A 13,587-nucleotide genomic window follows, 5' to 3' on the forward strand; every position below is an offset into this window, starting at 1 on the left:
AAAGGAGAGATAGTAAACTGCCTATCTCTCCTCTATATATTATTTATTTTAAGGATATCATTACTTTTATTTTAATATAACAGTAATTATGTGTTCTTTATCTACTTCTAGTGAATTTATATATTTTTATCTATGGTATTTAAATTATCAAATTCATATGTTTCATTATTGATGAATATTTCTTGAATTTTATACTCTCCAAAATCTTTATGCAATTCATTTATATATTCAACTTTAAATTTTCTGTCGCTAAATACTAAACTTATACTTGCTTTGTTGTCTTCATCAAATTGACTTAGTAATAGTTTAGGATCAAGTTTCATATCTCCATAACTTCCCTTTACTCCAAACATTTCCGTTAATACAGTCAAAATAAGCCAACTTGCTGATCCTGTTAAATAATGATACATTCCTCGTCCCTTAGAGCTTATATATTCGGGTATTCCAGGATATATCTTACTAACTTCAAAATTAATACAGTGTTTATATAGTGCATCTATAACTTTAAATCCTTCTTTTACAAAACCTCTTTGATAAAGTGCATTGGCATACATAATAGTCATATGACTAAAAACTGCTCCATTTTCTTTACTTCCATAAGCAAACCCAAACATTCTGCCTAAATCCGTTTTTAACTCCTTAAAATTAGTATTTAGTCTATATCCTCCAACTTCCTTGTCATATAAGTAACTATCAGCTGCCTTAACTATCTCTTTTACTTGTTTTTCCGTTGCTATATTACTCATTATTGTGAATACTTGTCCTGTAAGCATCATTCTTGTGCCTGATTCAAAGTCACCTTCAACTTTTTTTCCACTATTGTCATAATAACCATTATACCAACTGTAACCTTCTGAATTTGTAATCCATTCTTTAGAGTTAATGTGATTCTTTATCCAATTTGCTTTTTCTTCAAGGTCTTTAACTAATAAATCTATATCAATTTCAGAAGTTCTTCCTTTTATATCATGATTACAACTTTTACAATAAGTATTTAAAATATTTATCTTTTCTTGTGGATAATCATATATATTATTTTTGAATAACAAAACTTCTATCTCTTCTGCCATCTCTACGTGTTTAATTTTATTTTCGTTTTTAATTTTCTTTAAAAGTTCACATATATTAACTAGATTTCCTGAATATAATGCTGTAAATGCTACACTTTCTCCTTTTTCCTTAGCCATGTCTAAAGCATCATTCCAATCAGCACCTCTTAACCTCATATTATTATTTTCTCCTACATCATAAAATGCAGTCAAATGTTGTACTAATATGTGTTCTAAAATAGTACCTAAATATATATTATTTTCTTTTGTTAATAATTTATTTCCTTGCTCTATACTCCATAGATTATCCTTGTCAGTACCTCGTACAGTTTGTAAATCTTTGAAATAACTTTGTTTTTCTAATAGAAAATTTATATCTCCACTTTGATTGATATATAAATTAGTAGTTAAGAATGGCCATGCACCATGATCCATCCATACCCTAGTTATATTATTTCTATCTGCTATAAATTCTCCTAAATTTGCTCCTATAATAGTTGCATTGGAGCCATCAAATCTTACTCCTGCAAAATTATTTAATAGCATTTCTCTTACTTCTTTAGGATCCATTGCTAACAAAGCTAAACAATCTTGCCATAGATCTCTCCATCCTCTTCCCCCTTTTCCATAATCATGATGAGGTAAAAATGAACATCCATATATTCTTCTAAGAATAGGTTGAAAATTAACCCAATGCATCCAATTATTAAATGTGCTATCTCCAGTACTATATTTAAGATTAATTTTATTTTCCCAATATAACTTAGTATCTTTTAATAACTCTTCGAAATCGGTTTCCTTTAATAATGTACTAGTAAGCTTTTCGAAATCATCTACTGATTCCCCATATCCAAAAGCAATTATATAAGATTTTGATTCATTTGGTTTCATTTTTTCATTCTTAAATCTTAATGCTCCTATACTTTCATATCCCTCAAACTTTTCTCCCGACTTAACATTAAATTCTTTATTTAACATTATACTTTCTGGATTTTCAAAGGAACCGCCTTCCCCTATAAATTCTTCTACTATAGGTGAAAAGCTTATTGGCATACTTTTATCTTCATCTACTGCTATAACTCCATAAACTATTTCATTTATTTTGTGACCTCTCTCATCAAATGTAAGTGTTGGTTTAACTATTACCCCTGAATTAATAGTTTCTATTCTATGCAATAATGAAGTAACATGTCTATGATCTCTTATATTATCTGCTGAACGACAATATAGCGGTATAGCTGCTGTTGGAGTTATATTTATATCTTCTTCTGATATATTAGTTATTGTTACTTTCATTAATTCAACTTTATATCCATTTGGTACAAAATTGATTATCTCACTTTTTAATCCCATCTCTTTAGAGGTTCTGATTACCTTATGACACATTATGCTACATTCAATTTCAGTTTCTTCCTTTTCTTTAGAAAAAACTTTTGATTGCTGCTGTGATGATACCCCTGTTACAGACCAAGCAGTTTTTCCTTCAACATATATCCAGAAATTTCTTGATGACTTATTGTTATGAAGATCTTCACTACTAACTGGTGCTAATAAAAATGTATTTTGATTCATCTTGCAATCACCATTTAAAGTAGGTGTCAAACTAGACATAACTCCAATTTCATTAGCTATTGGAAAGTATAAATAGCTATTCTTTTCTGGATCCTTAAGTGTAAATTTCCCTGTATAATTTTGAAAATTAATTCTTTGCAATATTAATCCCCCCTTATTTTTAATTTATCTACTTTATTATTTATTTGAGCATATTAATCAATTTTAGTACAAGATTCCCTTACAATTAATTCTACAGGTATTACCTTATTAATTTTTAGCTTTTCTTTCTTATTTATTTGTTCTACTAAAATATCTACTGCTGCTCTGCCTATTTCATCACAGTTTTGCCTTATAGTTGTTAATTTGGGAGTGACATATTGTGATATCTCTATATCGTCAAATCCCAAGATTGAGATATCCCCTGGTACATTAAGTCCAGCCTCCCTTATAGCTTCTATAGCACCAAGGGCCATCTTATCTCCTGCTGTAAAAACAGCTGTAGGTCTATTTTTTAATTTTAATAACTTTTGCATAGCTTTATATCCACCAGTAAAATCAAAGTTTGTACCATCTACTAAATATCCTCTTGGTATTTTTAGCCCTAATTCTTTCATGCTTTCTATATAAGATTCTTTTCTTACGGTACTTGGCCAATTATCACCGTTTGATGTACCGTATATATGAGCAATCTTTCTATGCCCTAAATTATATAAATATTCAATTCCTTGTCTGCATCCTGATTTATTGTCTGATGTAACTGTTGATGCATATTCCGCAAACATATCTATTATTACAATTGGAAAATTACTATTTACAAGAGATAATGTCTCCTTATCATGAGGATCTGTACAAATAATCGCTACCCCATCAACACATTTATACTTAAAATATTCTAAAAAAGTATCATTTTTCAGTCTATCATTTTTAGAACCAAACAATAATGAATATCCATGTATATCTGATTGTTTTTTGAATGCCTCTATTACTTTAGAAAAGAAAGGATGACTTAATCCTACACCAAGGTCTTCATAATAAACAATTCCTAATGTCCAAGTTCTCTTTGTGGTTAGCCCTTGTGCCTGAGAGTTTGGAAGAAAGTTTTCTTCTTCTAATATCTTTTTAATTTTTTTTCTAGTTTTATCACTCACATCTGGATAATTATTTATTACTTTTGATACAGTTGTAGGAGAAACTCCTGCAATTTTTGCGATTTCGTATATTGTAATCACCGTTTCATCTCATCCCTTCTATTTTAAGTTCATCATTACATTAGTTCTTTATGATTAGTCTTTAATAGTTATTTACATAAAGTATATATTGAATTTGCTTTTAATTTCAAATCAATAATTTCATTATCTATTTTTAAAGTAACATTTCTATCTTCTTCATTTTCATTCATTAAAATTATACATACATCTTCTTTGTAGTCTATGCAAGAAAGTGCATATATCTTTTTGTCATTAGTGACTTTAGTTAACAGTCTTAATGAATTTTTCTTAATGAATTTACTAAAGTGTGCTATATAATAAAAAGAACTGTTATATATTACTTCTTTTTTTTGTGTATCTACTATTATTGGAGCATCGCATAAGTTTCCAACATGATTTGGTCCACCAGTTTCATCTAAAACTATATTCCAATCTATCCATGCCTCTACATAATTATTTAAGTCACCAATTATATTTCTACCATATCTTTCTCCTGGCTCCCAAGAACCAATATGAACTCCACCTTCTTGACATCCTTCAGTAAATATTATGTGCTTATCTGGAAATTCTTCATGAACCTTTGATGTATTTTCAAACTCCTCTGAAACATACCAATGTATGCCTGTACCCCATACATATTTATTTGCTTCTTTATCCTCTAGCACTGTCTTAGCCCTATTATAAACTAAATCTCTATTATGATCCCATATTATTATTTTTTTATCGAGTAATTTATTTCTTTCAAAAGTAGGCCCTAAATAATATTTTACAAAATCTCTCTCTTCTTCAGCTGAATACAAACATGAATCCCAAATCTGCTTTGCTGCTGGCTCATTTTGTACAGTAACCCCCCAGATATTAAATCCTTTTTCTTGCATTTCTTCTATATACTTAACATAATACTCAGCCCATAATTGTTTATATTCATCCTTCAATTTTCCACCATTATTCATTTCATTATTGGTTTTCATGTAACTTGGTGGACTCCATGGACTTGCTAGTATATTTAATTCACTCTTTTTCTCATTAATAACCTCTTTAAGTAATGGTAGTACATATTTTTCATATCTATCTAAAGAAAAACTACTTAATGATTTATCATTTTCTTCAACAAAACTATAATTCTCTAGTGAGAAATCACAGCTATTAATATGAATCCTTGCAAAATTATATCCTATTCCATATTCTTCATTAAAATATAAATCTAGAATTTTTTTCTTTTCTTCTTCATCTATCTTAGAAAGTACATATGCGCTTGATTCAGTTATTGCTCCTCCAAATCCTAATATTTTTTGGAATCTTTTTTTAGTATCTACTGTAATTGTACAATTTAAGTCTTTATTATCATCTATACTAATATCATCTAAGCAATATTCATTTAATCTATCTTTAGTATGCTTACAAGTAACAAATACCTTATAATCATTCATAACTATTACCTCTCCATTATTCTATTGTAGCTATTATTTCTCTTATTTGGCCACTTCTTATCTTTTCAGCATCAGTTCCAAGTATTTTCTTTTGGTTAATTACTTTAATATTATTATCAATACCTATTAATTCATATTTAGTTATATTTCCTTTTCCTGAACCAAAGGTATCTTTGTTATTCTTATTGATATACTTTAGCCTTATACTTCCTAGTAAAGTAGTTTCTATTACATTGTTTTTAAAGAAATCTTTTGACAATACTGGCATTAATTCGAATTCTAAAACTCCATTTTCATATTTAAATATATTTTCCCCAACTGTCATTATCTTCCATATACTTAACATTTCTACAGTAGTTCCACTTAATCTTGCGATAAATCCTCTTCCATGTGTTCTTTCATCTGGATTAGCACTGCTTGCTATAAATGAAGAGTTTTCTAATATACTTCTTCCATATACTTTTGAATCCATAAAAGGAGGTAATACATTTTTTATATCCTCATAAAATTCTTCATATAGCCCTTCTTTTATTAGTTCTAAAATATATTTAAATTCCATATGCATGAAAATTGATTCTCTTTCAAGCCATCCTGATGTAAAAGTCCTTGCTCTCCCTATTTCAAATGTAACCTTTTCTAAAGATTCTGATGTCTTGTACATTTTTAATTTTTTATCATAAATATCGCTATTTTTTAAAGTTATATATATTTCCTTCTTTTCTTTTTCTTCTAAATTCGTTTTAAGATATCTTGCATATCCTTCCAAAAATAAAGGAAGAAAATTAACTTTAAACTCTATAGGATTTATATTTCCATTTTTATCTTTAGTAAAATTTACAGTTTCATAATACATAAATGTAGGAATTTTTCCATCATTCAACTCTTTTATTCCATCTATTCCTATATTTATTTTTGTATAATCTTATCTACTATCTTCTCTATATCATCTTTATATAATATTTTTTCAGTTCCATCTATTGAGTATTTAACCTTTTCCCTATAATCTTCTCTTATATTTGAAATTATATCCCAATATTGACTTTGAGGTAATATATCATTAAGATTTTTCGAAAGATTATCCGTTAATTTCTTAACTACATCATAAAATTCTACTGGAAGCTTTAATCCATTTTCTATTAGATTTATATTTTCTTTAATAAAACATGCTAATCTTTTTAGCTCTGCTGTTTCTGCAAAACTTGATCCTATAAGACCTGGAAGTCCATTCATAGCATCATTCCATCCTGGCTTGCCTGCTTCCATTTCAATTCCAAATCCCATAACATCTAAAGTCATAAATTTAATAGTAGTAAGCATGAACAGCTTTGTGATCAAATTAGTCTTATATATTTTTCCTTCTTTATTATATATCCATTGATTTACATTGCCTTTTTTATTTAAAGCTACATATTGCCTAATAGTATTATTGTCTATAATATATTTTTCACTTCTAGGTAAAACATGCTCTGGGGAGTTATAAAATTTATACTCCATATCATCTATTAGCAATTCTTTTAGTTTATCAGGATAAACATCTAAATATTCTTCTATTAAATCAAGATTATATGTCCAGTGATCAATCCAAAATCCCTCACCGAAATCTGCTTCAATTTTTTCTTCACAAATATCTATTATTTCATCAATTAAAGGTCTAATTTTATCACTTGATAAATTTTGTTCTTTTAATATATATGAATATAATTCTCCTAATGTAAATTCATTATTGTGAATACTATTTAATATATCCTCATTTTTAATTTCATATTTTTTTAATATGCTTATAATTGAAGCTTTTCTTCTTTTATCTATATAAAACTTCTTTCCTTTTATAACTAATGGATTATATCCGTCAAGTTGTATCAAGTTATTGAATAATTTAATATTCTCCTTATTAGTGAAAGGATGAATGTAAATATCCATTCTTCTATTTTGATTTATATCTCTAAAATTCCCATTACCTTGAGAATAAAAATTGGGCTCTATACTAAAGAAATTATAGTCTCTTTCTAAATCACCATGTTTTCTGGAATAGACGTAATATACTTTATCCTTACCTATTTTTAATGGATATCCTCCTCTTAAAACATTATCTATATAACATTGTTTAATATATTCATCAAATAATGAATAATTAGTTACTGTATGGACATGCTCAGCTATGCTGTCTATTAACTTATTGCTTTCTATAATCTTTTCATTAAAATATTTCTTACTCAACAACTTATTTAAGTTATCATCTACTTCATTAATGCTATTCATGTATCCTATATAACTATGAATCTTAACTTCTTCTTTTTCCATCAAAACTGCTTGTTTTGCAGAAAAAGCACAAGGTACTTTGTTGTAGCAAATATTCTCATTACTTTCAAATAACTTTTCCACACTATTTTTGAACTTGAATGGATTTACTAAGCTAGTATCATATCCAAAAATATTTTCCGGATCTACTATAGGTTTTAGTACTTTTTCACTATCATCAAATGCTATATAAAAATATGCATTATTCACCATCTCAACCTTTGTTGTGTCCCCTGTAGAAGATCTTAAATTATATATTGCTACATTATTTTCTTTGATTTCTCCCTGCATCCAGCTTCTTAATGTATTTCCTATCTCTTTATAATCCTTATTATTAGAACCATATGGTAAAATTGCGGCTAATCCATCCAATACTTCTATATTCCTTACTATATTAGATTTATTAATTATCCTTAATTCTCTTCCAAGTGCTGCAAATTTTTCATTTGGAATAGTAAAATATTTTACTTCTATTTCTAAATTTATATCTTTGTTTATTTCTATTATCCTCAATTCATTATTTTTTATCTTAAGTATTCTCTTAATATTTTCACTTCTACTAACTGAAAACGGCTCTATAATTATATTTGAGTTATCTGATATAATCTTTATAAACGTCCTGAATCCATTAGTAGTAACCATCTTATACGCTTCATTTGCTGGAAAAAATTCCATTATACAATTGTTTTTATCCTTAATCCCAATACTACTAATCACTTGACCTCTATTTACATAAAATGACCACATTGGAATACCTTCTATACCAGCAACTCCTGATAAAAAACTTGCAAAAGGTGGTTTTATATCGTAATTTTCTATAACGTAAAAGCCTGATTCATCTATATAATCTGCTTTACTTCTACTATTCTTATCCATCTTCCAACCTTCCTCTCAATATAATTTAATCTACTCCTTGACACTACCTGCGGATATACTACTAATAATATATTTTGATAAGAACATGAAGGCTATGATTATAGGTAATACTGAAACTGCAACTGTTAAATATGTTGCTCCCATATTTGAAGCTATATCTTTAGACGCTCTCAATGATCCCATCATTACTGGTAATGTAAACTTCTCTGGACTAAGTAATAAAACTAATGGAACTAAATAATTATTCCATGATCCTATAAATGTTGTTATTGATATAGTTGCTATTCCTGGCATCATTATCGGAATACCAATCTTATGAAATGTTCTTATTTCACTTGCTCCATCTATTCTGGCTGCTTCAATAATAGTTCTAGGTAATACAGATTCTATATATTGCTTTAAAAAGAACACTACAAATGGATTTGCTATGGAAGGAATTATAAGTGGTATATAGCTATCCATTAATCCCATTGTATTTACTAAATCATAAAATCCTAATAATCCTAATTGTGATGGAACCATCATTAATACTAAAATTATAGTAAATATTATATTTGAGCCTTTAAATTTGTATATTGCAAATCCATAAGCTGTTAATGCTGAGAAATATGCTGTTAATAGTGTTACACATACTGAAACAAATAAACTATTACGAAGACCAGTAAATATATTGAAATATTTGGCCATGGCATTCCAGTTATCTGATAAGGAGCTTCCAGGAATTAATGTAAACCCAGATATTATTTCTTGATTACTACGAGTTGCATTAACTAGCATCATTGCAAATGGGGCTAAGCATATAATACTTAAAATAATTAAGAATAAATATAATAATGATTTTTTAAACTTTGTAAACATTAACTTACCCCCTTATCTTTCTTTGATCCATACATTGTTTTAAATGTGAAAGCTGAACATATTGCTATTATAAAGAATAATCCATAAGCAATAGCTGATGCATATCCAACATTATTGAATCTAAATGCTGTATTATATAAGTACATAACAGCTGTATTTATTGATCCTGATGGAGAACCTAATCCATCAGTAATTAAAAATGGAATATCAAATATTTGTAATCCACCTATTAATGATGTAATAGCAACATACAGCAATATAGGTTTTAAAAGGGGTAATGTTATCTTGCCAAATATTGTCCATCTACCAGCACCATCAATTGTTGCTGCTTCATAATAATCTTTTGATATTCCCTGAACACCAGCCATTAATACTAAAAATGAATTTCCAAACCACATCCATGCACCAATTACAGCTACTACAATTACCGCAGTACCTGGCTGTCCTAGCCAATTGACTTTACTATTAATTAGACCTGCATTTACTAAAATTTGATTTAAGGATCCAAATTGCCAATCTAATAAAGTTGCAAATAAAAATGCTACAGATGTTGCTGCAATTAAATTAGGTAAGTAAAATAAAGCTCTAAAAATACTAAGTCCCTTCATTTTATATTTCATATCACTAAATATAATTGTTAGTAAAAATGCTAAGCCAAGTTGAAGTATTATGTTTATTCCCCATATCTTTACAGTATTAACTAATGCACTCCAGAACATTTTATCTTCAATTAGACGTGTATAATTATCAAACCATATAAATTCGATCTTTCCATATCCATTAAAATTTGTAAAACTTAAATATAAAGTTCTTAGTATAGGATATATATTAAATATTATAAAAACTATTAAAAATGGTAGAATAAATAAATACCCATGCCTATTTATTTTATTTATGCTTTTAAAAGATGTTTTTCCCTTAATTTCAATTTTATTACTATAATTAGTTCTACCTAAATTCACTTTTTTCCCTCCTAGCATCTTAATTTTATTAAAGAGGTGAAATTTATTTTCACCTCTTACATTTGGGATATACTAGTTACTTGGAACTTCTATTTCTGGATATACTGATTTTATATTACTATAGAATTCCTTTAATGCATCTTCCTTGGTCTTTTCACCTTTTTGTACTGACTCAATAGCTTGTCCATAATATTTTCCAACTTGATCATCATATTTTGTTACTAATGAATAATCAACATCTTCTGCTTGCTTTAACCAAAAGTCATAAGATTTTTGTCCACCTAATGCAGGATTTTCTAAATCTTTATTAGCTTCTAAAACTGATTTTAAAGCAACTACATCACCATTAGATTTATCAATCCACCATTGTGCTACTTCTTCATCTAAAGTACAGAACTTAATAAAATCCCATGCAGCTTCTTTATTCTTGCTATAACTACTTATACCTACGAATGTGCCGCCAGCAAAATATGAATTAGGGCCAGTTGTTACTCCAAATTTTCCTGCTGTATCTTTTGCATTATCTCTAAGTATTAATGTTCCCCAAGTAGGTAATGCATATGAAAATACTTCTGTTTTTTCAGCATTTTGATCTATATCCTTAAGTTCTTGCCACTCTGCATCAACAGGAACAGGACCATTCATTGATGCATACCAAGCTGCTGACCATTCTGGCGCAAATGCAACTAATTTTTGTTGATATAAATCAACTGCAGCATCTAAATAATCTAATCTATCTTTAGTCATCATTAACTTATTATCTTTAACCCATGGTTCTGGATCATTACCATACACAAACCATCTTAAATTTCCTGTATCTGAAAATACTCTATATCCTTTTTCTTTAAGTTCTTTACCGGTTTCGATAATTGTTTTTACATCTTTAAACTTATCTGCTATAAATTGAGGGTCATCATTTCCCCAAACAGATTTTGCTATATCTCTACGATAAGTTATTCCACCTGGAGTAACTTGATAACTTAAAGCTCTAACAACTCCATCAACATCTTTGCCTGCTTCATATACATAATCAACTATTTTATCTTTATAATCTTCAACTTTGTATGGTTCTTTTGTTAAATCTTCAAAAAATCCTGCTTCAAAGAAATTTGGTAGCATTTGTGGCTCTCCAACTATAACATCTGGAACTTCTGCCTTACCCCTTAATGCAGTTGTAAGCTTAGTTGGATAATCCGCTGGAGCAATAACAGTAACTTCAACTTTTTTATCCGGATTTTTTTCTTGATAATACTCAGCAAAAGTTTTTAAATCTTCTGCTAAACTCCACACCACTATTTTATCGCTTCCTTCAGTTTTCTTTCCTTCTGATCCATTTGATTTCCCACATGCTGCTAACGATGCTGTCATTAAACCCACCATTACTAATGACATCAATTTTTTAACCCTCATAATTAATCCTCCTAAATTTTATATTTCTATATTTACTAATTGGTTTCTTTTAAAAGCTAAAATCGAAACTGGTTTCGAAGTGTTTCAAAAAAATTTTTCTTATCTTATAGAACATCTTTTTCTTTCTTAGACTTTTTTCAAAACCGATTTAGTAAATATAAATACTTGTAAGAAACTGTTTACATTTAAATTATACATCCTATATTTATTCTTGTAAATACTTTTTATGTTTTATTTTCCATAAATTATCTACTTAATATTCATCTATAATCTTACTATTTTGACTTATGAATATTAAAAATCTCCTTTTGATAATTGTTATTTTTCAAAAGGAGACTCTTACTTTTCTTGTAATTACTTTATATAACTATCTTTTCTAGTTCTTTACTTTCTATTTCCATATTCCTAACTAAATTATAGCTATTATTCACTCTTGTATTTTGTTCATCAATAGTTGCTTGTATTTCTTCTATTGATGCAGAATGTTCTTCTGATATACTAGCTATATTTTCGATTTTATATTGAATTTCTTTAAATTTATTTGCTAAGTCTTCAATGTTTTTGTCTTCTAAACTAATCATATTAGTAACATTTTTAAATGAATTTGTCATACTATTAAAACTGTTAACCATAATATCCATAAGACCTTTACCAACATTAGCTGCTTCATTTCCTTTATTTACTTCATCTAATACTATATTAGTACTAACTTTTATATCATTAATAATTTTACTTGCATTTTCAACATTTTCTTTGCTAAGTTCTGCAAGTTTTCTTACTTCTTCAGCTACCACTGAAAATCCTTTACCTGCTTCCCCTGCTCTTGCTGCCTCTATTGCTGCATTTAACGCAAGAAGATTTGTTTGTTCAGATATATCCACTATGCTTGATAAAATAGAATTTATATTATTTATGCTATTTCCTAATTCGTTAACATTTCTAGCAGATGATGTGACTGTATTATTTATTATCTCCATTTGATAGCTAACTTTATTAAATCTTTCAATACTGCTTACTGTTAATTTATCAGCTTCATTTGTTACTTTAGCTACATTCATTGAAATATTCTGAGTATCTTTTACTATTCCTCCAACATCTAAAACTAACTTGCTTATATCTTGAATGCTACTTGCTTCATCACTAACTCCTCTAGCTATTTCATTTACAGATAAAGTTATTGAATTGCTCATATCTTTAATTATACTTACATCACTTGAAGAGCTTTTTATATTACCATTTAAATTCTCTGTACTTTTCTTGATAATATTCATTGTTTCCTCAAGTTTTTCAACTAATTTCTTTGCTTCTTTTTGACTTTTCATAGCAACTTGAACATATTCATTTCCCCATTTAGATACATAATATAAAATAAAAGCACTTATATCAAAAAGAAAAACATATGATATAAATTCATTAATTCTTCCTGATGCAACTAAGCTCATAGGACTTATAAAGAAATAAATAGATATTGCTATATTAAAAAATACTACATAGACTAATATTAAAGCTTTTCTAAAATAAAGTCCTATCATCATTAATGCTATATAATGGATTAAAAATATCTTAGGTTGTCCCTGCGTAATATATGACATTACAAAACCTACATATGTTGCTGATGAACCAATATAAAAGTTTTTTATCTTAGTATTAATTTTTAAAAACTTTACTATAGTACTTAATGTTCCGAAAAATAACCCCACAGATGCTGCTTTAATTGCATATTCTATTCCATAGTTCAAAAATGATTGCATTACTAATAAAACTATAATTGCCCAAGAAAGCTTTAAATTGAATGTATCTACTTTTTTAGTATCATAATTTAGTGACAAATTCTCCATATAACTAATAATTCTCCTTAACTGCTAAACTTAATAGCAATATACTAGCATACTTTTTCAGTAATATAAAGATATAAATTGTAATATTTTCTCATAATATACAT

At 28.0% G+C, this 13,587-nt stretch carries 9 protein-coding genes; all 9 read right to left on the bottom strand.

All coding sequences use genetic code 11. From position 1 onward, the window contains the following. Positions 1-116: 116 nt before the first annotated feature. Positions 117-2,762 (bottom strand): GH36-type glycosyl hydrolase domain-containing protein, encoded by a 2,646-nt coding sequence (locus tag A500_RS03880; RefSeq protein ID WP_016206284.1) that lies wholly within the window; start codon positions 2,760-2,762, stop codon positions 117-119. 53 nt (positions 2,763-2,815) lie between these two features. Then, positions 2,816-3,832 carry a LacI family DNA-binding transcriptional regulator gene (locus tag A500_RS03885; RefSeq protein ID WP_016206285.1) on the bottom strand — a complete coding sequence of 339 codons (1,017 nt, stop codon included), beginning with the start codon at positions 3,830-3,832 and terminating at the stop codon, positions 2,816-2,818. Positions 3,833-3,900: 68 nt separating this feature from the next. Continuing rightward, positions 3,901-5,241, bottom strand: a complete 1,341-nt coding sequence (locus A500_RS03890) for a glycoside hydrolase family 30 protein (protein ID WP_016206286.1) — start codon at positions 5,239-5,241, stop codon at positions 3,901-3,903. 16 nt (positions 5,242-5,257) lie between these two features. Beyond that, complete coding sequence (locus A500_RS21085; protein ID WP_242835040.1) at positions 5,258-6,121, bottom strand: hypothetical protein; 864 nt, start codon at positions 6,119-6,121, stop codon at positions 5,258-5,260. Positions 6,122-6,147: 26 nt separating this feature from the next. Then, positions 6,148-8,415 (bottom strand): hypothetical protein, encoded by a 2,268-nt coding sequence (locus tag A500_RS03895; protein WP_242835041.1) that lies wholly within the window; start codon positions 8,413-8,415, stop codon positions 6,148-6,150. Positions 8,416-8,445: 30 nt separating this feature from the next. After that, positions 8,446-9,273, bottom strand: coding sequence for a carbohydrate ABC transporter permease (locus A500_RS03900; protein WP_016206287.1), 828 nt, complete (start codon positions 9,271-9,273; stop codon positions 8,446-8,448). Continuing rightward, a complete protein-coding gene (locus tag A500_RS03905) occupies positions 9,273-10,235 on the bottom strand; it encodes a carbohydrate ABC transporter permease (protein WP_016206288.1) in 963 nt (320 codons plus the stop codon). Before A500_RS03905 ends, A500_RS03900 begins: the two co-directional genes overlap by 1 nt. Before the next feature lie 72 nt (positions 10,236-10,307). Further along, positions 10,308-11,645, bottom strand: coding sequence for an ABC transporter substrate-binding protein (locus A500_RS03910; protein ID WP_016206289.1), 1,338 nt, complete (start codon positions 11,643-11,645; stop codon positions 10,308-10,310). 359 nt (positions 11,646-12,004) lie between these two features. Beyond that, positions 12,005-13,483: a methyl-accepting chemotaxis protein gene (locus A500_RS03915; RefSeq protein ID WP_016206290.1), complete on the bottom strand. Its 1,479-nt coding sequence runs from the start codon at positions 13,481-13,483 to the stop codon at positions 12,005-12,007. Positions 13,484-13,587: the final 104 nt, after the last annotated feature.

Source organism: Clostridium sartagoforme AAU1 (assembly GCF_000401215.1).
Taxonomy (GTDB): Bacteria; Bacillota; Clostridia; order Clostridiales; family Clostridiaceae; genus Clostridium; species Clostridium sartagoforme.